We start from the raw sequence: 19,856 nt of genomic DNA, 5'->3' as shown, positions 1-19,856 counted from the left end.
GATATGATCGGCGTAAGCTGCGGCAAATTATCCCGAGCAAGACCAAAGGTTTCCTATAATGAACACACGTCTCGATCCGGTGCTGTCGCGCATCGACTCCAGCCTTGAGGCTTCCCTCGAACGGTTGATGGACCTTTTGCGCATCCCGTCGATCTCCACCGACCCTGCCAACAAGGCCGATTGCCTCAAAGCCGCCGAATGGCTGGTCGCCGATCTCAAATCTCTGGGGGCCGAAGTCGAGCTTTGCCCGACGCCCGGTCATCCGATGGTTTACGGCAAGATCGGCCCCAAGACCGCCAATGACGCGCCGCACCTGTTGTTCTACGGGCATTATGATGTGCAGCCGGTCGATCCGCTTGACCTCTGGGATCATGATCCTTTCGCACCCTTCATCGAAGACCGCGAGTCCGGCAAGGTGATCCGCGGGCGTGGTGCCTCCGATGACAAGGGCCAGCTCATGACCTTTGTCGAAGCCTGTCGCGCATGGATTGCCGAACACGGCGAGATGCCCTGCACCATCACCTTCTTTTTCGAAGGCGAGGAAGAAAGCGGCTCCCCCTCGCTCATCCCCTTCATGGAAGCCAACAAGGACAAGCTCAAAGCCGATCTGGCGCTCATTTGCGACACATCCATGGTGGCGCCCGGCGTGCCCTCGATTTGTTCGCAGCTGCGCGGGATGCTCAAGGACGAGTTCACCCTGACCGGCCCGACCATGGACCTGCACTCCGGCCATTACGGTGGTCCGGCGCTCAACCCGCTGCGCGAAATCTCCAAAATCATTGCGAGTTTTCATGATGATGAAGGCCGCGTGACCGTCAAGGATTTCTATGACGGCGTCGAAGAGGTGCCCGCCGACATTCTGGAACAGTGGAAGGGCTGCGGCTTTGACGAAAAGGATTACCTGTCCTCCGTCGGCATGTCCGAGGCCCACGGCGAGCGTGCCTATTCCACGCTGGAGCAGCAATGGGCCCGCCCGACGCTGGAGATCAACGGGTTGTGGGGCGGCTATCAGGGACCGGGCACGAAAACCGTGATCCCCTCGGAAGCGCATTGCAAAATCACCTGCCGTCTCGTTGGCAAACAGGACCCCGATGCCATCCGCAAAAACTTCCGCGCTCATGTGGAAAGCCGTCTGCCCACAGATGCCAAGGTCACATGGAACCAAGACCTCGACGGTTCTCCCGCCGCAGTGATGAACACCAGCCGTCCGGAATTCGAAGCCGCACGTCAGGCGCTCACCGAGGAATGGGATCGAGAAGCCGTGTTTGCGGGCATGGGTGGATCCATCCCGATTGCGGGGTTCTTCACCTCCATTCTGGGTCTCGACTCGATGCTCGTGGGCTTTGCCGAAGACGACGACCGCATCCATTCGCCGAATGAAAAATACGGACTGAAGAACTTCCACAAAGGTATCCGCTCCTGGGCGCGTATTCTTGACGCGGTGTCGAAAATCTAACCAAGCGCCTTCGGAGGTCTCCGACCTTCTCGGACATCAAACGCCGTGTTTGAAGTAGGTTTTGATTTCCGGAGATTGTTTGGGGATATTGGTCTCCTCTCGAAAAAGTTGAAGTGCTTTGGACATTTACACAGCCCCGCCGGTCACGCTGGAGGGGCTGTGGCTTTCAAGCCCCTGCCCCTCCCGTGTTCGAGAAGATCGCAACATGGGCTCATTCCCGTAACACCGTAACTGGTCCGGCCATTGGCGCGGGCGTGCACTCCGCGCTCCAACAGAGCCGGTCCCATTGTAATGGCGCAGCGCATCGCAAGCCGTGATCTTGAGGTGGCGTATTTTCAACATCAGAAAAGCTCCAGATCGCTGGAAATCTCCGGCACAGGCCGTTTTTCGACAATGTGCGTGTCCTCAACCAACTTTTGACGAGCCTTCCCCTGAGCCGGAAAGAATTCCACGCGGCGGGCCTGCACGCCTCCGAGGCTTTGACCATCACAGGGCATCCCCTCCCTCTCGAGATAGGAGAGGACGAAACGTCCGTTCTGGTTGCCCACATTGGTCAGACCTTTGTACATCTCCGCTCCGCCAAACACCTTGGCCCGCAAACGCCCCCGCAGAGCACCGGAACGGATCAACGCATTAATCAGAAGCTCCATCGCATTGGCCCCGAAAGAACTGACATCGCTGCGTGACGGAGGACCCTCGGGCAGCAGAAAATGGTTCATGCCGCCAATTCTGGCCACAGGATCCCACAAACAGGTCGCCACACAAGAGCCCAGAACCGTTGTGATCACGGCATCTTCCGCGTCCGCAATCGCGTATTCCCCTTGCGCGATATAGGTGCGAAGGTCGCATGGCTGTTTTTGCAAAATCGCCGTCATATCACCTGTGCTTTCACCGGAGTTTCACATAGGTGCAGCAGCGTTTCGCCGAACTTGTCCAGATCGGCCCAAGCCTCGACCCCACCCATTTCACCAGCCACGCGCGGCATACCGTAAACCACGCATGTTTCCTTGCTTTGACCCAGAGTTTTCGCCCCCGCATCACGAAGTGCCTTCATCCCTGCGGCACCGTCAGCGCCCATACCGGTCAGGATCCCCGCAACCATCCTCGGAGCATGTTTCACAGCGGATAAAAACATGGAATCCACCGACGGGCGATGTCCGGACACAGGCGGTCCTTTATATAAATTCACCCGCAGATCTGTTCTCCCCGAAATATTAAGGTGATAATCGCCCCCGGGTGCAATCATCACCTGTCCCTGACGCAAGGGCATACCATCGCGAGCCAAGCTGACATGCGGCTGCACCAAAGGGTCGAGGCGGGCGGCAAAACTCACCAGAAATGGTGCAGGCATATGTTGCGTGATGAGCGTCGGCGGACAGTCAGCTGGGAAAGTTTTCAAAATCCGTTCGATTGCATCCACAGCCCCAGTTGAGCCGCCAATCAAGCAAATTCGCCTGTAGTTTCTATTCGACCGCGACACGGAAATTTCCCCTGCCCTGCGCGGATCATTGACCCGCGCACGGGCGGCCGCCGCAACGGTATCTGCCAGCTTTGAAAAACTATCAAGCCCGCCGCCCAGCTTCGGCTTTTCAACGCAATCGACAGCACCAATAGACATGGCTTCAATGGCGACATCACTGCCACGCCGCGTCAAGGTCGACACCATGACAACCGGCATCGGGCGATGTCGCATAAGACGCTGCAGAAACTCCAAGCCACTCATACTGGGCATCTCGACATCAAGTGTCATTACGTCAGGCCGATACAAGTTGACTGCATCACGCGCCTCACGCGCCGTCCCCGCCTCGCCTACGATCTCAAGTCTCTGGTCGGCCTCAAGAATAGAGCGAATGAGACGCCGCATCGTGGCCGAGTCATCCACAATCAAAACACGTATTGGTTTCACATCAGCCTCCCCTTTGTTCGGGTCGTTTCCAACTCATGTTTTCCCTGCAAAGCGTTCTAGAAATCTTCCCAATCATCTTCCAAAACAACAGCCATAGTCTCCGGTGCATTCACTGCTTTTCTTGCAGAACCAATCGTCTCTAACGTCCCCGAATTTTCGTAAGACGGTTGACCGACAGGCATCTGCGACGGTTGGGACGGGTTCTCCGGCAGATGATGGAGCGTTCCTTTTTCATCCATTTTTCCGGCATTCACCGCAGATGCTTTGTGATCTGCGGCAATCGAAAACCGCGACGTGGTCTGGGTCAGGTTCTCGGCTTCTTTGGTCAAAGCATGGCTCGCCGCCGTGGTTTCTTCAAACATCGCGGCATTCTGCTGTGTGACCTGATCCAGTTGGTTCACCGCCGTGTTGATTTCGGCAAGCCCCGAAGATTGTTCGCGCGAGGAAACTGCGATTTCGGATACGTTGTTGGAAATCTCCGAGACAGACCTCACAATGCCGCTCAATGCCTCACCGGTTTCGCCAACCAAGCTCACACCACGTTTCACAAGATCCCCCGACTTGGAGATCAAGTCGTTGATTTCTCGCGCTGCATCGGAAGATCTTTGTGCAAGAGCACGCACCTCGGATGCGACCACAGCAAAGCCGCGACCAGCCTCCCCTGCGCGCGCAGCCTCAACGCCTGCATTCAAGGCCAGCAGGTTGGTCTGGAATGCAATGTCATCGATGACCGAGGTGATCTTGGAAATCTGATTTGACGAGGTTTCGATTTCACTCATAGCCTCGACTGCCTGCTGGACCACCTTGCCGGAGGCTTCCGCATTTGTCTTTGCCGTATCCACCATCACAGAGGCCTGATTCGCACCATCGGCGGCCGAACGGACAGATGAGGTCAGTTGGTCCAAAGCTGTCGCTGTCTGCTCAAGCGTTGCTGCTTGCTGCTCCGTGCGGCGCGACAGGTCATCAGCTGCATTCGATATTTCCGAAGCCTCGGAACGGATCATGTCGGCATTTTCAACCACATTGCGCATCGCATCGTGAAGGTTGTCGACTGCGTGATTGAAATCTTTGCGCAGGGTTTCATATTCACCGAAAAACGCTTCGACGATACGGAATCTCAAATCACCGCCGGCCAGTTTTTTGAGACCGATGCGCAGGTCCTCAACCACCCGGTCCTGCTCGGCTTTCATGCGCTCCCGATCGGCGTCCGCAGCCCGCAAGACCGCCTGACTTTCCGTCACATCCATGCCCAGAAAAATGATGCGAGACGTTCGTCCGGAGCCGTCCAGAAGCGGGCTGAATATGCCCTCCACAAGGGGGGGCATCTCCTCATCAGAATTGAGAAATTTGAAACGCCCGCGAATACTCTCGCCTTGCGTTACACGGGCCCAAACGTCTTTGTGACCGCCATCCTCTTGTGTCTCCAAATCGAAAATATGCTCATACCGCTTCCCAAGAAGATCGTTAGCTTCCAGCCCCAACAATTGCGCGAAAGTGCCGTTCACAGTCCGCAATTGCCCATCAGGGCTGAACTCTGCCCTCACTTGATGGCTATCCAGAACAGAAAGCACAGTCTTGTTGCTGCGGCTTTCTGTGATATCAGCCATTTCCAGAACATGACCAACGCGCGCACCGTCATCCTTGGTTACCGCATTGATTTTGAGTGCAAAATGTAGCTCACCCACCTTGGCTTCTGTCTCATAGGGCAGCTGCTCCGTCCCGGATTGGAGGGCCTGTGCAACCTCCATATTCTGAAATATGTCAGACAGATTTTTTCCGCGTATATCTTCCGCATCAGAAAGACCAAAATGTTGGCGAAAAGCATCCTCGCTTTGCTTCAGCAAAACCTGCGCCGCAGGGTTCACTACCGAAATCTTCAATGTATCATCAAGCAATATCAAAGCTGCGGGAGACGCCTCAAAAGAGGCGGTTTTGAGCAGCTTGTCGTGCAGCGCCTCCTCGGGAGCCCCCGGGTCAATCCCGCCAGTATCGTCACGCGCGACCGTAGCATCATGCCCTCTGCCCGCCGCATGGTCCGTGACAGATGATTTTGACATCAACTTGATATTACGAAAAAACTTCATCTCTCTCTCCTGGCCTTCCGATCAGATTGAAGCCGCATCTGACGGTCAGACGGCTGATCAGTGTGTGAGCATAGCCCGCTTCACACTGTTTCATGCCGTAAAGGAGTGAAGATTCATTTAAGCCCGATGCATTTTACGGGCGTCTTCTTTCATGAAGGGAGGGCTTTGGCGAAGGTATTGGACACCTGCGTCTCGAAAGACCGAAGCAAGCCACACACGCCAAACGAAAAACGCCCGCTTGAAGCAGCGGGCGTTTGTCTTTGTTTCTGATGTCCAGCGATTAACGCTTGGAGAACTGGAAGGAACGGCGAGCTTTGCGCTTACCGAATTTCTTACGTTCCACAACACGCGAGTCACGGGTCAGGAAGCCGGCGGCTTTCAGAGCAGCGCGCAGTTCCGGGTTGTAAAGCTGCAGGGCTTTGGAGATGCCGTGTTTTACAGCACCGGCCTGACCAGAGAGACCGCCACCTTTGACAGTCGCAACAACGTCAAATTCACCTTCAACACCAGCAACCTGTGCCGGCTGTTTCACGATGAGTTGCAGCACCGGACGTGCGAAGTAGACGTCCATGTCCTTGCCGTTGACGGTGACCTTGCCGGAGCCCGGCTTGATCCAGACGCGGGCAACAGCGTCTTTACGCTTGCCGGTTGCGTAGGAACGGCCCAGTTCGTCACGAACGGGTTCACGGGGCGCAGCCACTTCAGCGACGGCTTCGCCACCGGCGACGGCGTTCAGCTCGTCGAGGGATTTGATTTCATCAGCCATAATTATGCGCTCCGGGTGTTTTTCTTGTTCATGGATTTGACATCCAGAACTTCGGGATTCTGAGCTTCGTGCGGGTGCTCGGCGCCCGCATAAACGCGCAGGTTGGTCATTTGCTGGCGGGACAGTTTGCCGCCCGGCAGCATACGCTGCACGGCTTTGGTCACGACGCGCTCGGGGAATTTGCCCTCGAGAAGTTCGCCCATGGAACGGGACTTGATGCCGCCCGGGTGGCCGGTGTGCCAGTAGAAGCGCTCGTCGGTGCGTTTCTTGCCGGTGAGTTGCACTTTGTCGGCGTTGATCACGATGACATTGTCACCCATGTCCATGGACGGGGTGAAGGTGGCTTTGTGTTTGCCACGCAGACGCATGGCGACGATCGAAGCGAGACGGCCAAGCACGACACCTTCGGCGTCGATGATGATCCATTTCTTGTCGATGTCCGCCGGAGTTGCGGAAAAGGTTTTCATAGGTTCAGCCCTTATGGGAATTGAATTCGATTAAGCGTGTTCTAAGCATTTCCCGCGCCACGTCAAGCGCGTCAATGTTATATAAATTGTTATATTTCAATGGCTTAAAAAATAGGTATCATTTTACCCCACAAAATACGCATAAAACACACTCAATTTTGGAAAAGCCTGCCCCGAAAGGGACAGGCTCGCCTTATGGTCTTATGTGAAAAGGATCAGAAACGGTAGGTCATACCCAGTTCAACCGTTCGGCCCCGCCCGCCGATCCCGTCACCAAAGAGGCTTTCGCCCGACGTGGCGAGACCCGTGCCTGCCTCACGATAGAATTTATCGAACACATTCTCGACGCTGGCGTAAAGCTCCAACCCTTCACTCACCTGCCACGAACCATAGAGGTCGAACAATGTGTAAGACGCGAGGTCCACCGTGGTTCCGCTATAATCCGTAAAGGAGGTAAATGTCGCCACAGAACTTTCGCCAACATACCGCACACGTCCGCCGACACGGGCATCGCCATTGAGTAGCTTCATGCCCAGATCAAGCGTCGCATAGTCATCCGGCAACTGGCCATATGTGTCCATACCAACACCGGCGTTGTTGCTGATCGGCTGCTCCGTATCCGCAAGCGTCAGAGAGAGCGATCCGAAGAAGCGCTCTGTATCAAACCCTGCGGACAACTCGATCCCCTTCATGGTCACATTGCCATCGGTGTTGATAAAGCGGACGTTGCCATCACTGTCTTCTTCGTAGTTGATGAAGTTCTCAATATCGGACTGGAACAACGTCGCCCCCGCCCAGAGACCTTCACGCCCGAAATTCACTCCAAGCTCGAATGTATCGGCGGTTTCCGCCTCAAGGTCGGGATTGGTGAGAACAGAAGAACTGGATGTCGCGTGCGATCCACCACTGTAGAACATCTCCGTAACGGTCGGCGCGCGCATGGTTTCGGCATATGAGCCATAGACAGACCACGCATCGTTCAGATGGTAGCGCGCAACGAGGTTGCCATTCAGCTTGCCATCGTCACGCGTGACATCCTCACCGTCGATCGTGCTGTCCAACTGGTAATAATCATAGCGCACACCGCCACCGAAATCCCAATCGCCAATCGCATAGGCGGCATTGAAAAACACGCCTGATTTGGACAGTTTACCCGCCGCGTTTGCGCCGGAGGTGCTTTCCTCGGTGTCGAAATCATTCGACGTGTAAGCAACACCATAGTCGAGAAGAAGATCACCTGCCGCAATCGCCAGCTTGCTGCGGTTGCTCAGATTTGCCCCAAAGGTTTCATCTGTGCCGTTGCGTCCGAGATAGCTGCCCGAGGTTTTGCCTTCGCCCGTCGGGAAATTGAAGCTCATATCTTGCCAGTAGACTTTCGCCTTCATATCAATCAGCGGATCACCCGGATTGTATGCCATATCCGCGATCACGCTCTTGCGTTCCACATCCCAGATGTAGCCGGAAGAATCTGTCGGATAGAACGTGTTCTGGTAATCCTGTGCCGTCAGATTGAACTCAAGATCGGCAGAGGGACGATACCGCATCTTCGCCAGAATGGTGCGCGGTTCATCTTTATAATATTCGCTGGTCTCTGTCCCTGCCCCGTCCTCAAACGGACCGTGATTGTAACCGCTCACCGCCGCAAGACCGCCCCATGTGCCATCTTTGCTCTGAACGGCTCCGGCCAATGTCGCAGAAACGTCATTGCCATTGGTGCCGAAACTCAGCCGCGCCATGCCACCCGTGGTTTCTCCGGCATCAACCAGATCATCAATCCCGATGGTCCGAAAATTGGCCGCTCCGGCCAGAGCACCAAGACCATCCGCCCCCGCAACGGCCCCCTTGGCGATATCGGCGCCGACCACCAAGCCCGGATCAAGGAACACCTGATCATCATATGACCCGCCATGACCTGAAATATTTCGGAATGTCTGCGGAATGCCGTCGATCATAGTGTTGACGCGACCATAGCTTTGCAGACCACGAATGTTGACGGTCACTGTCGGGCTATCTGCCGGAGACCGGGTAAAGGCCCCTGCGGTCGCACGCACAGCAGTGCCAATATCATTGCCATATTGCTCGACAATCAAGGCACCTTCCAATTCTTCAACGGAAGCCCCCGATAGCGTTTGGGTTGTCACTTCCCCCTCTTCGCCCTCAACCACAATCGTGTCGAGAACCGTGATCTCTTGGGCCAGTGTTGCAAGCGGAAAAGATGAAACGAGAATAGCGGCACTGCACAGCAGCCGCATGCGTGCCAGTTCAGGCCGTGAATAAGTTGACATAGCAACCCCCTCATAAATTGCGTGATGATTGCTCTGGTATCTCGGGGGCTTGTCGCTACCTGGAAGCTCTGCGCACTATGGCAGAACCTGCAATCACGCCGCTGCTATATATTCTTAGTATTTTTATCAAGATTGTCGAAATATCCCCCTACAGCTCGTTGCAAAAATGATACATTCATACGCGACACCTATAGACACCCGCCTAACGCGGAGGCGATGTAGCCCGCACGCCCCGCCTAAGTATGCATTGGTATACAAATCCATTTCACTCCCCGCAAAATTGCGATAGAAGACAAACGACTCTTCCAGCCCCCTCATGGAGATCCCCAGATGACTAAGATCAAGGTAGACAACCCCATTGTCGAAATGGACGGCGATGAAATGACCCGCATTATGTGGGATTTCATCAAGAAGAAACTGATCCTCCCCTATCTCGACCTCGACCTGCTTTATTATGATCTCGGCATTGAGGAGCGCGATCGCACCGAAGACCAGATCACCATTGATGCGGCGATGAAGACCAAGGAAGTCGGCGTCGCGGTCAAATGTGCCACGATCACGCCAGACGAACAGCGCGTCGAGGAATTCGGACTCAAGAAAATGTGGCGTTCGCCCAATGGCACGATCCGCAACATTCTTGGCGGCGTTGTATTCCGCCAGCCGATCATCTGCAAAAACGTGCCGCGCCTCGTGCCCGGCTGGACCGATCCCATCGTGGTCGGGCGTCATGCCTTTGGCGACCAGTATAAAGCCACCGATTTCACCTTCCCCGGAAAGGGGCAGTTGACGATGAAATTCGAGGGCGAAGACGGCACTGTGATCGAAAAGATCGTCTATGACGCACCTTCGGCGGGCGTCTATCAGGCGATGTATAACCTTGACGACTCGATCCGCGACTTTGCCCGCGCCTCGCTGAACTACGGGTTGAACCTTGGCTGGCCGGTGTATCTGTCCACCAAGAACACCATTCTCAAAGCCTATGACGGCCGTTTCAAAGACATCTTCCAAGAGATTTACGATGCGGAATTTGCCGAAGACTTCAAGAAAGCCGGTATCTGGTATGAGCACCGCCTGATTGACGACATGGTGGCCTGCGCGATGAAATGGTCCGGCAAATTTGTCTGGGCGTGTAAAAACTATGACGGTGACGTGCAATCCGACACCGTGGCGCAGGGCTTTGGCTCGCTGGGTCTCATGACCTCGCAGCTGATGACACCCGATGGCAAGATCGTCGAGGCCGAGGCCGCCCACGGCACCGTAACCCGTCACTATCGCCAGCATCAGGCGGGCGAAGCCACCTCCACCAACTCGATTGCCTCCATCTACGCATGGACCGGTGGCCTGAAGCACCGCGCCAAACTTGACGGCAACGAACAGCTGATGCGCTTTGCCACGACGCTGGAGAAAGTCATCGTGGATACGGTGGAAAGCGGGTTCATGACCAAAGACCTCGCGCTGCTTGTCGGCCCCGACCAAGGCTGGCTGACGACGATGGGCTTCCTTGAGAAAATCGACGAAAACCTCAACAAGGCTCTGGCCGGATAAGCGCGAGACCTGACACAGCATCTACAGGCCGGAGCCCCGTTGCTCCGGCCTTTTTATGTCTATTTTTTAATCAAACGCATAGATTTCAACAAAAACTCTCGGCGAGCGCCTTGAAAACAGACCGTCCCTTCGACAGTCTGACCTGTGGAACAGGCGCTTTCCCTGACCGGAAGCGCAGCACATCGCCATTCAAAGGCGCACCGCCTTTCTGGCTCGGACCAACAGACCCAACACAGAATGACAGCCATGAAAAAACATTTCCTCACCGCGCTTTGCGCCCTCGTCGCCAGCCCTGCCCTCGCCCATCTGCCGCCGGAGCAACACGGCTCCTTCATGGCCGGCGCATCCCACCCGCTCTTCGGGCTTGATCACATCATCGCCATGATCGCGGTCGGGGTTTGGGCCATGCAGATCGGCGGCAAGGCGGTCTGGGCCGTGCCTGCCGTTTTTGTGGGCGCGATGGCGCTTGGGTTTATGGGCGGGATCGCGGCGCTTCCCCTGCCGTTTGTGGAACCGATGATCCTCGCCTCCGCTATTCTGATCGGGCTTCTGGCCAGCTTTGCGGTCAAACCCGGCCTTGCAGGTGGCATCGCTGTTGCCGCCGTTTTCGGCCTGTTTCACGGTCACGCCCACGGCGCGGAACTGGGTGCGGCTCAAGCTCTGGGCTTTGGCGTAGGCTTTGTCATTGCCACGGCCCTGCTCCATGCCGCAGGTATCCTTGCCGCCCGTTTGACCGCCCGCGCCCTGCCCTATGGTCCGCGCCTTCTGGGCGCTCTGGCAACCCTGATGGGCCTGTCGCTACTGATCGGTTAATCCAACCTTCATTGCCTGAACGAAACGGATTGCGCGGGATATTTCCGCGCAATTTTATATATAAAAATATCCTTAAACCTTCTGCCCTTGTCCTTCCGCAAAACGGAAGACAGAAGGTTTCCCGATCAAGCAGCCCCCTCTGCCGCACAGGTGTCCGGTTACATTTGAGACAAGAGCAGACACAAACTTCGAACGCCACGAGACAGCCCGGCACACAAGCAGCATCTGATTCCGCAAAAAACCGCAACTGGCCGAGACGCTGATGCTGTTTCAGACCCAGCGGCTGCGGGTCGAATAAATGGCTTTTCCCGCTCGGATTTGCCCAAAAAAATTGCAGCCAGATGAAAAGCGCGCGCCCCTCTCCGGCTTTGTTTGTTTTTGCGCTGGACAGGTCAGTAAAGCTGTCCTATTTTCAAACGCATGCCAGCGCCCATGCCCCTCACCCAGACGCCACATAAACACAGCCCCTTCGAGGATGTGCAGGGATTCTCCATTGCGCTCATCACCACCGCAATCGGACTGACCATCATCTCACAACTCGGCTTCATCACCGGACAGACCGCGGGGCTGGCATTGGTGATCTCCTACCTGACGGGCTGGTCTTTTTCGTGGGTGTTCTGGCTCATCAACATCCCGTTCTACGCGCTGGCCTATTTCCGTATGGGGCGCGAATTTACCATCAAATCCGCGCTCTGCGTCACCGCCCTGTCGGTTCTTGTGGCCGTGATCCCGAACTGGATGACATTTTCCCATCTCGATCCGCTTTTCGGCACCATCGCCTTTGGTATCCTCACGGGATACGGGCTTTTGGGCACCTTCCGGCACAAAGGCTCGCTCGGAGGGCTTGGCGTGGTCGCGCTCTACGCGCAGGACCGGTTCGGAATTCGTGCAGGGCTTGTGCAACTGTGCTTCGACGCTGTGCTCTTTGCCGTTGCTTTCTTTCTTTTCGAACCGACGCGCGTCCTGTATTCGCTGCTGGGGGCGGTGATCCTCAACGGTGTAATCGCCTTCAATCACCGCCGCGACCGCTATATTGCCGACTGACAGGACGAGCAGGGACAGATTATGCAAACGGATGCACAAAAAGCCGAGAAACATACGTGGTTCGAGGATCTACAGGGCTATCTTTTCGGCACTTCCATGTGTGCCTTTGCCCTTGTGATGCTGCGCTCTATGGGGCTGATCACGGGCCAGACGGCGGGGCTTGCGATCCTGATTTCCTATGTGTCCGGCTGGCCTTTCGGCTGGGTGTTCTTTGTCGTCAACCTGCCGTTTTACTGGTTCGGATACAAACGTATGGGCAAGGTCTTCGTCGGCAAAACCTTTATCAATGTCGCGCTGATCTCTGTGCTTTCCGAATGGTTTCCGACCATGCTCGCCTTCGAGACGCTCACCCCGTGGTTCGGTGCCATCATGGTCGGCTTCATGACGGGTGCGGGGCTCATGGCGATCTTCCGGCACGGCGGCTCGCTGGGCGGCTTGGGCATTCTGGCGCTCTATATGCAGGACGCCACCGGCATCAAAGCGGGCTATGTCCAACTGGCCTTTGACGCCTGCCTCTTTGCCGTCGCCTTCTTTTTCATGCCCCTGCCACAAGTACTCTATTCACTGCTGGGCGCTGTGGTCGTCAATCTTGTGATCGCCATCAACCACCGTCGCGACCGCTATATCGCCATGTAACCCGATCCGTGAGACCGACATGCCCAAACATTACATCTTTCTGATCGCCGCCATCGTCTCCGAAGTGATCGGCACAGCCGCATTGAACGCCTCAGCACAATTCACACGACTGGTTCCAGCGGCGGTGGTGACCATCAGTTACGGGCTGTCCTTCTACTTCCTGTCCCTGACCTTCAAGGTCATGCCCGTGGGTGTGGTCTATGCCATCTGGTCGGGTCTTGGCATCGTCCTCATCACCCTCATCGGCCTTTTCGCCTTTGGCCAAAAGATTGACCTCGCCGCCGCCTTAGGAATGGGGTTGATCATCGCTGGCGTGCTGGTCATTCATCTTTTCTCGCACACAACCACCCATTAAAATCTCTCGCGCGTGAGAAAAAACACAGAACACGCGCAAATTCCCGCAACAAAACCGACCGATACCGGCATTTTCCGGAAATCTGTGCTTTAGATTTCACGCAAAACGCTTTAAGCGGGTTTTCACCGCCCTCATATGCATTAAAGCTGGTCTTTTGCCCTGCCACCCGTTAGGCGCGGGACCAAGCAATCTTTCACGACGGAAACCGAACCCTATGGATCTTCGCAATATCGCAATCATCGCCCACGTTGACCACGGCAAAACCACACTCGTGGACGAGCTGTTGAAACAGTCGGGCACCTACCGCGAAAACCAAGCCACCACAGAACGCGCCATGGACTCCAATGATCTGGAGCGCGAGCGCGGCATCACCATTCTGGCGAAAGCCACTTCGGTTGAGTGGAAAGGCCATCGCATCAACATCGTGGACACGCCCGGCCACGCCGACTTCGGTGGCGAGGTGGAACGCATCCTCTCCATGGTGGACGGGGTTGTCCTTTTGGTGGACGCCGCCGAAGGCCCGATGCCGCAAACCAAATTCGTGACCTCCAAGGCGCTCGCTCTCGGCCTGCGCCCCATCGTGGTTCTGAACAAGGTCGACAAGCCGGACGCCGAACCGGATCGTGCTCTGGACGAATGTTTCGACCTCTTCGCCTCGCTCGACGCCGATGACGACCAACTCGACTTCCCGCATCTCTATGCCTCCGGTCGCTCCGGTTGGTGTGATGCGGAACTCGACGGACCGCGCAAGGATCTCTCCGCGCTGTTCAATCTCATCCTCAACCACGTCCCTGCCCCCAAGCAGCTCAAGCATCAGGACGAGCCGTTCAAAATGCTCGCCACCACGCTGGGCTCCGACCCGTTCCTCGGTCGCATCCTGACGGGCCGTGTTGAAACCGGTAAAATCAAAGCCGGCGCCACGATTCAGGCCCTGACCCGCAACGGCCAGAAGATCGAACAGTTTCAGGTCAAGAAAATTCAGGCCTTCCGCGGTCTGTCCATGGCCGAAATCGACGAAGCGATCGCAGGCGACATCGTCTCGCTCTCCGGCATGGCGAAAGCCACGGTGTCCGATACGCTGTGTGCTCTCGAAGTGGAAGAACCGCTCGAAGCCCAGCCGATTGACCCGCCCACCATCACTGTCACCTTCGGCATCAACGACAGCCCGCTGGCCGGTCGTGAAGGCAAGAAAGTCCAATCCCGCGTCATCCGAGACCGTCTCATGCGTGAGGCCGAGGTCAATGTGGCGATCAAGGTGAAAGACACCCCCGGCGGCGAGGCCTTCGAAGTCTCCGGTCGTGGCGAATTGCAAATGGGCGTTCTGATCGAGAACATGCGCCGCGAAGGGTTCGAACTTTCGATCTCCCGCCCGCAGGTGATCATGAAAGAAGAAGACGGCAAGCGCATGGAGCCGGTCGAAGAAGTCACGGTCGACGTGGATGACGAATATTCCGGCGCTGTGATCGAGAAGCTCACCGGCGCGCGCAAAGGCGATCTGACCGAGATGAAACAGCAAAACGGCAAAACGCGGATCATCGCGCATGTGCCGTCGCGCGGTCTCATCGGTTATCACGGCGAGTTCCTCACCGACACCCGCGGCACCGGCGTTCTCAACCGTGTGTTCCACGGCTGGACCGCCTACAAAGGCCCCATCCCGGGTCGTCGTCAGGGCGTTCTGATCTCTATGGAAGACGGCGAATCCGTGGCCTATGCGCTGTGGAACCTCGAAGAACGCGGCAAGCTGTTCATCGGCGCTCAGGCGAAAGTCTACCAAGGCATGATCATCGGCGAGCACAGCCGCGACAACGATCTGGAAGTGAACCCGTTGAAGGGCAAAAAGCTCACCAACGTGCGCGCCTCCGGCACGGATGATGCGGTGCGTCTGACCACACCGGTCACGCTCTCTCTCGAAGAAGCCATCGCGTATATCAACGATGACGAACTGGTTGAAGTGACGCCGCAAAGCATCCGTCTGCGCAAACGCTACCTTGATCCGCATGAGCGCAAACGCCATGCCAAGGCTGCCCAGATCTGAGCCGAGTATTTTCGGCACAAAGGAAACAAAGGCCCGCTTCGGCGGGCCTTTTCTATGCGGCCAAGCACTTGGATCCGCAGATATAAAAAAGCGACGCGGGAGATTTTCCGCGCCGCTTTTAATGTGAGGTAATTGCGCTAACGCGCAAATCGAAACCGGTTATTCCTCGGTTTCAACCACCAGAAGTTCCCGTTCCGACGCGCCTTTGGCGTGGCTCAGTGCCTCTTGGTATTCCGGCGAATGATAACAGGCCACCGCCGCCTCGACCGTTTCGAATTTGGCGACAACATTGCGCGGACGTTCCTTGCCTTCAAGCTGCACATAACGCGCCGCACGGGCGATGAACTTACCGCCATGTTTGGCAATCGCGGGGCCGGCCAGCTTGGCATATTTGCCATAGGCCTCTTCATCGGTGACGGTCACATGGGCGATCCACAAAGCAGGCATGTCTTATCCTTTCAACAGGGTTTCAGCGGCCGCAATCGCAGCGTCAGCGCCAGAGAAATCCTTGCCCCCGCCTTGCGCCATATCCGGACGACCACCGCCGCCCTTGCCGCCCACAGCAGGCACCGCCGCCTTGAGCACATCCACGGCAGAAACCTTGTCTTTCAGATCATCGGTCACACCACAGGCCACCGCGACCTTGCCGCCCTCTTCGGCGATCAGAAGGATCACACCGGAGCCGAGGTTGTTTTTGTGGGCGTCAATCAGACCGCGCAAGTCTTTGCCGGACACGCCTTCGAGCGCTTGGGCGAGGAAGGGGATGCCGTTGACATCCTTGGCCTCAACCGCGCCACCGGCACCGCCGCCCATAGCGATCTGTTGCTTGAGATTGGCGACTTCCTGTTCAAGCTTTTTGCGCTCGTCAGCCAGAGATTTGACGCGCTCCACAACTTCACCGACTGGCGTTTTGAGCAGAGCCGCGACCTCATGGCTACGGTTGGCTTCCGCTTCGAGATGGTCCAGAGCCGCCTGCCCTGTCAGAGCCTCGATTCGGCGCACACCGGCGCTTGAGGCGCTGTCGCCCAGAATGACGCAAAGCCCGATATCGCCCGTGCGTTTCACATGGGTGCCGCCACAAAGTTCGAGGGAGTAGGTTTTCCCGTCCGCGCCCTTTCCGGTATCAGCCACGCCCATAGACACAACGCGCACCTCGTCGCCGTATTTCTCGCCAAAGAGCGCCTGTGCGCCGATCGCGCGCGCGTCATCCGGTGTCATGATGCGGGTTTCCACGGCGGAGTTCTGGCGGATGAACGTATTCACATCACGCTCGACCTTGGCAATTTCGTCCGCAGTCAACCCCTTCGCATGCGAGAAGTCGAACCGCAGACGATCCGGCGCATTAAGCGAGCCGCGTTGGGCAACATGATCGCCCAAGGTTTGGCGCAGTGCTTCGTGCAAAAGGTGTGTGGCGGAGTGGTTCGCCCGAATGGCGGAACGCCGCGTGTGATCGACTTCCAGAGCGGCCGGTTCGCCCACCTTGATCTCGCCACGCTCGATGGTGGCAAAATGGATGAAGACGCCCGCGACTTTCTTTGTATCCGTCACCTTCGCGATGGATTTTTCGACGCGGATCACACCGGTATCACCGACCTGACCACCGGATTCGGCGTAGAACGGCGTCTGGTTGACCACGATCTGCACCGTGTCGCCCTCCTGAACCGCATCCACCCGCACACCGTCCTTGACCAGAGCCACGATTTCGCCCTCGGCCTTTTCGGTGTCGTAGCCAAGGAATTCGCTGGTGCCTTTTTCTTCGGCAATGTCATACCAGACGGTCGCATCCGCCGTCTCACCGGAGCCGGCCCATGCCGCGCGCGCCTTGGCTTTCTGTTCGGCCATAGCCGTGTCAAACCCGTCGGTGTCCACCTCGACGCCTTTTTCGCGCAAGGCATCCTGTGTCAGATCGAGCGGGAAACCGTAGGTATCATAGAGCTTGAATGCCGCCTCGCCGGGGAGTTTCTCTCCGTCCGGCAGATCGGTCAGCTCGTCTTCCAGAAGTTTCAGCCCGCGATCCAGCGTCTGAATGAAGCGGGTCTCTTCGAGTTTCAGCGTCTCTTCGATCATAGCCTGCCCCGTGCGCAGTTCCGGATAGGCATCGCCCATCTGGCGCACCAGTTCGGGCACAAGGCTGTGCATGATCGGGTCTTTGGCACCAAGAAGGTGCGCGTGGCGCATGGCGCGGCGCATGATGCGGCGCAACACGTAGCCGCGCCCCTCATTGGACGGCATCACGCCATCAGCTATCAGGAAGGACGTCGAGCGCAGGTGATCCGCGATCACGCGGTGATGCACGTTCTTGTCACCATAGGGATCAACGGAGGTCGCGTGCGCCGAAGCCTCGATCAACGCCTTCATCAGGTCGGTGTCGTAGTTGTCGTGGCTGCCCTGCAAAAGCGCCGCGATCCGCTCCAACCCCATGCCGGTATCGATGGACTGCATGTCGAGATCGACCATCGAGCCATCGGCAAAACGCTCGTTCTGCATGAACACGACGTTCCAGATCTCGATAAAACGGTCGCCATCCTCTTCGGGCGAGCCGGGAGGACCGCCCCAGATGTGATCGCCGTGATCGTAGAAAATCTCGGTGCAGGGACCGCACGGCCCCGTATCGCCCATTTGCCAGAAGTTGTCGGAGGTCGCGATGCGGATGATCCGCTCCTCGGGCACACCGACTTTCTTCCAGATTTCAAAAGCTTCGTCGTCGGTGTGGTAAACCGTCGTGTAGAGCTTGTCCTTCGGGATACCGAAATCCTTGGTGATCAACTCCCACGCAAAGGGGATCGCATCATCCTTGAAATAGTCGCCAAAGGAGAAGTTGCCCAGCATCTCGAAAAACGTGTGGTGGCGTGCGGTGTAGCCCACGTTGTCGAGGTCGTTGTGCTTGCCGCCCGCTCGAACGCATTTCTGCGCCGTGGTGGCACGGCTGTAATCGCGTTTTTCGACGCCGGTGAAACAGTTTTTGAACTGCACCATACCGGAATTGGTGAACATCAGGGTCGGGTCATTGCGCGGCACAAGCGGCGAACTTGGCACGATCGTATGACCGTTGCGTTCGAAATAGTTCAGAAAAGTGGAGCGGATGTCGTTCACGCTGGGCATGTTGGGCGCTTCCTTGCGGGATTTCTTGGCGTTCAGGGAGGTTTACCGCCCCTGCGCGGGCCTGTCCATAACCGAAAAAGGGCCAGCCCCTCAAATGGAACCGGCCCTTCTCTGATCTGACGGTAAAATACCGGCAGGCAACCTGCTTGTCGCCTTATTCGTCGTCGAGCAAGTCGTCTTTCTCGAATTCATCCCCGAGGTCGAAATCCAGCCCGTGCGCGGCGCGGATTTTATCCTCGATCTCCAGTGCGATCTGGGGGTTTTCCCGAAGGAAGCGTTTGGAGTTTTCACGCCCCTGCCCCATGCGCTCATCCCCATAGGAGAACCACGCGCCGGATTTGTCCACAACGCCCGCTTTTACACCAAGGTCCAAAAGCTCTCCGGTTTTGGAGATACCTTCGCCATACATGATGTCGAATTCCACCTGTTTGAACGGCGGGGCCACCTTGTTTTTCACAACTTTCACGCGGGTTTCGGAGCCAACCACCTCGTCACGATCCTTGATCGCGCCAATGCGACGGATATCGAGGCGCACAGAGGAGTAGAATTTGAGCGCATTACCGCCCGTCGTGGTTTCCGGAGACCCGAACATGACGCCGATTTTCATGCGAATCTGGTTGATGAAGATCACCGTGCATTTCGAGCGGGAGATCGAACCGGTGAGTTTACGCATCGCCTGCGACATCAGACGCGCCTGAACGCCGACCGAACTGTCGCCCATATCGCCTTCCAACTCGGATTTCGGCGTCAGCGCCGCCACTGAGTCGACCACGACAAGGCTCACCGCTCCCGAGCGCACCAACGTATCGACGATTTCAAGCGCCTGCTCGCCCGTATCCGGCTGGGAGATCAGCAATTCGTCCAGATCGACGCCGAGCTTGCGGGCATAGATCGGGTCGAGCGCGTGTTCGGCATCGACAAAGGCACAAACGCCGCCTTTTTTCTGTTCTTCGGCCACACAATGCAGCGTCAAAGTGGTTTTCCCCGAGGATTCCGGGCCGTAGATTTCAATGATCCGGCCTTTCGGAATCCCGCCGATCCCCAGTGCGATGTCGAGACCGAGAGAACCGGTCGATGTGGATTCGATCTCCTGCACCGGATTGTCGGCGCCAAGTTTCATGATCGAGCCCTTGCCGAATTGCCGTTCGATCTGCGCCAGCGCGCTATCGAGCGCCTTTTGCTTGTCGCCGTTCTGCTTGTCGTTTTTTGCCATCTGTTTCGCCGTATCTTTGGTCGCCGTTGCCATCTGTTCTGTCCCTTATTTCACACCCGCCGGAACGCGTCCATCACGCAGTTGGACGGTCTCTCAGACGTCGCCTGTGTTCGCCTCTTGTTCTCGCCTTCCTTTATGAGCACAAAAAG

At 56.8% G+C, this 19,856-nt stretch carries 16 protein-coding genes; 7 read left to right on the top strand and 9 right to left on the bottom strand.

The annotated features are described in order from the left end of the window. Positions 1 to 58: 58 nt before the first annotated feature. On the top strand, positions 59 to 1,456 hold the full coding sequence (locus BM152_RS02570) for a dipeptidase (RefSeq protein ID WP_066606128.1): 1,398 nt from the start codon (positions 59 to 61) through the stop codon (positions 1,454 to 1,456). Positions 1,457 to 1,797: 341 nt separating this feature from the next. On the opposite strand, the gene BM152_RS02565 is transcribed toward BM152_RS02570, so the two are convergent. From BM152_RS02565 to BM152_RS02540, 6 genes are all read right to left on the bottom strand, one after another. After that, complete coding sequence (locus BM152_RS02565) at positions 1,798 to 2,331, bottom strand: chemotaxis protein CheD (RefSeq protein ID WP_066606126.1); 534 nt, start codon at positions 2,329 to 2,331, stop codon at positions 1,798 to 1,800. Further along, positions 2,328 to 3,362, bottom strand: a complete 1,035-nt coding sequence (locus BM152_RS02560; RefSeq protein WP_074913931.1) for a protein-glutamate methylesterase/protein-glutamine glutaminase — start codon at positions 3,360 to 3,362, stop codon at positions 2,328 to 2,330. Before BM152_RS02560 ends, BM152_RS02565 begins: the two co-directional genes overlap by 4 nt. A gap of 56 nt (positions 3,363 to 3,418) precedes the next feature. Next, entirely contained in the window at positions 3,419 to 5,446 is a 2,028-nt protein-coding gene (locus BM152_RS02555; RefSeq protein ID WP_066606124.1) for a methyl-accepting chemotaxis protein, read from the bottom strand. Positions 5,447 to 5,726: 280 nt separating this feature from the next. Further along, the gene (rpsI, locus tag BM152_RS02550; protein WP_066606122.1) at positions 5,727 to 6,212 is read right to left on the bottom strand and encodes a 30S ribosomal protein S9; all 486 of its coding nucleotides are present in this window, start codon (positions 6,210 to 6,212) and stop codon (positions 5,727 to 5,729) included. 2 nt (positions 6,213 to 6,214) lie between these two features. Next, a complete protein-coding gene (gene rplM, locus BM152_RS02545; protein ID WP_066606116.1) occupies positions 6,215 to 6,679 on the bottom strand; it encodes a 50S ribosomal protein L13 in 465 nt (154 codons plus the stop codon). 215 nt (positions 6,680 to 6,894) lie between these two features. Further along, positions 6,895 to 8,964, bottom strand: coding sequence for a TonB-dependent receptor domain-containing protein (locus tag BM152_RS02540; RefSeq protein WP_066606114.1), 2,070 nt, complete (start codon positions 8,962 to 8,964; stop codon positions 6,895 to 6,897). Between the two features lie 330 nt (positions 8,965 to 9,294). On the opposite strand from BM152_RS02540, the gene BM152_RS02535 reads away from it, so the two are divergent. The 6 genes from BM152_RS02535 (at position 9,295) to typA (ending at position 15,392) form a co-directional block, all read left to right on the top strand. Next, positions 9,295 to 10,509 carry an NADP-dependent isocitrate dehydrogenase gene (locus BM152_RS02535; protein ID WP_066606111.1) on the top strand — a complete coding sequence of 405 codons (1,215 nt, stop codon included), beginning with the start codon at positions 9,295 to 9,297 and terminating at the stop codon, positions 10,507 to 10,509. 246 nt (positions 10,510 to 10,755) lie between these two features. After that, a complete protein-coding gene (locus tag BM152_RS02530) occupies positions 10,756 to 11,322 on the top strand; it encodes a HupE/UreJ family protein (protein WP_066606488.1) in 567 nt (188 codons plus the stop codon). A gap of 432 nt (positions 11,323 to 11,754) precedes the next feature. Beyond that, on the top strand, positions 11,755 to 12,366 hold the full coding sequence (locus tag BM152_RS02525) for a YitT family protein (RefSeq protein ID WP_414835855.1): 612 nt from the start codon (positions 11,755 to 11,757) through the stop codon (positions 12,364 to 12,366). Positions 12,367 to 12,387: 21 nt separating this feature from the next. Then, positions 12,388 to 13,002 (top strand): YitT family protein, encoded by a 615-nt coding sequence (locus BM152_RS02520; RefSeq protein ID WP_066606106.1) that lies wholly within the window; start codon positions 12,388 to 12,390, stop codon positions 13,000 to 13,002. 19 nt (positions 13,003 to 13,021) lie between these two features. Then, on the top strand, positions 13,022 to 13,357 hold the full coding sequence (locus BM152_RS02515) for a DMT family transporter (protein WP_066606104.1): 336 nt from the start codon (positions 13,022 to 13,024) through the stop codon (positions 13,355 to 13,357). 214 nt (positions 13,358 to 13,571) lie between these two features. Next, on the top strand, positions 13,572 to 15,392 hold the full coding sequence (gene typA / locus BM152_RS02510; RefSeq protein WP_066606101.1) for a translational GTPase TypA: 1,821 nt from the start codon (positions 13,572 to 13,574) through the stop codon (positions 15,390 to 15,392). 159 nt (positions 15,393 to 15,551) lie between these two features. On the opposite strand, the gene BM152_RS02505 is transcribed toward typA, so the two are convergent. The 3 genes from BM152_RS02505 to recA form a co-directional block, all read right to left on the bottom strand. Further along, a complete protein-coding gene (locus tag BM152_RS02505; protein ID WP_066606099.1) occupies positions 15,552 to 15,839 on the bottom strand; it encodes a DUF1330 domain-containing protein in 288 nt (95 codons plus the stop codon). Positions 15,840 to 15,842: 3 nt separating this feature from the next. After that, positions 15,843 to 18,494 (bottom strand): alanine--tRNA ligase, encoded by a 2,652-nt coding sequence (gene alaS / locus BM152_RS02500; RefSeq protein WP_066606097.1) that lies wholly within the window; start codon positions 18,492 to 18,494, stop codon positions 15,843 to 15,845. A gap of 154 nt (positions 18,495 to 18,648) precedes the next feature. Further along, on the bottom strand, positions 18,649 to 19,740 hold the full coding sequence (recA, locus tag BM152_RS02495) for a recombinase RecA (RefSeq protein WP_066606088.1): 1,092 nt from the start codon (positions 19,738 to 19,740) through the stop codon (positions 18,649 to 18,651). Positions 19,741 to 19,856: the final 116 nt, after the last annotated feature.

Origin of the sequence: Celeribacter halophilus, assembly GCF_900114135.1 — a bacterium.
Taxonomy (GTDB): Bacteria; Pseudomonadota; Alphaproteobacteria; order Rhodobacterales; family Rhodobacteraceae; genus Celeribacter; species Celeribacter halophilus.
Note: the sequence above shows the minus strand (reverse complement) of the source record. Positions and strands in the feature narration are given on the sequence as shown.

What these genes read in the sequence shown, in the direction of transcription:
- BM152_RS02570 (WP_066606128.1), top strand. Translation starts at nt 59, where the DNA reads ATGAACACACGTCTCGATCCGGTGCTGTCGCGCATCGACTCCAGCCTT.
- BM152_RS02565 (WP_066606126.1), bottom strand. Translation starts at nt 2,331, where the DNA reads ATGACGGCGATTTTGCAAAAACAGCCATGCGACCTTCGCACCTATATC.
- BM152_RS02555 (WP_066606124.1), bottom strand. Translation starts at nt 5,446, where the DNA reads ATGAAGTTTTTTCGTAATATCAAGTTGATGTCAAAATCATCTGTCACG.
- rpsI (WP_066606122.1), bottom strand. Translation starts at nt 6,212, where the DNA reads ATGGCTGATGAAATCAAATCCCTCGACGAGCTGAACGCCGTCGCCGGT.
- rplM (WP_066606116.1), bottom strand. Translation starts at nt 6,679, where the DNA reads ATGAAAACCTTTTCCGCAACTCCGGCGGACATCGACAAGAAATGGATC.
- BM152_RS02540 (WP_066606114.1), bottom strand. Translation starts at nt 8,964, where the DNA reads ATGTCAACTTATTCACGGCCTGAACTGGCACGCATGCGGCTGCTGTGC.
- BM152_RS02535 (WP_066606111.1), top strand. Translation starts at nt 9,295, where the DNA reads ATGACTAAGATCAAGGTAGACAACCCCATTGTCGAAATGGACGGCGAT.
- BM152_RS02530 (WP_066606488.1), top strand. Translation starts at nt 10,756, where the DNA reads ATGAAAAAACATTTCCTCACCGCGCTTTGCGCCCTCGTCGCCAGCCCT.
- BM152_RS02525 (WP_414835855.1), top strand. Translation starts at nt 11,755, where the DNA reads ATGCCCCTCACCCAGACGCCACATAAACACAGCCCCTTCGAGGATGTG.
- BM152_RS02520 (WP_066606106.1), top strand. Translation starts at nt 12,388, where the DNA reads ATGCAAACGGATGCACAAAAAGCCGAGAAACATACGTGGTTCGAGGAT.
- BM152_RS02515 (WP_066606104.1), top strand. Translation starts at nt 13,022, where the DNA reads ATGCCCAAACATTACATCTTTCTGATCGCCGCCATCGTCTCCGAAGTG.
- typA (WP_066606101.1), top strand. Translation starts at nt 13,572, where the DNA reads ATGGATCTTCGCAATATCGCAATCATCGCCCACGTTGACCACGGCAAA.
- BM152_RS02505 (WP_066606099.1), bottom strand. Translation starts at nt 15,839, where the DNA reads ATGCCTGCTTTGTGGATCGCCCATGTGACCGTCACCGATGAAGAGGCC.
- alaS (WP_066606097.1), bottom strand. Translation starts at nt 18,494, where the DNA reads ATGCCCAGCGTGAACGACATCCGCTCCACTTTTCTGAACTATTTCGAA.
- recA (WP_066606088.1), bottom strand. Translation starts at nt 19,740, where the DNA reads ATGGCAACGGCGACCAAAGATACGGCGAAACAGATGGCAAAAAACGAC.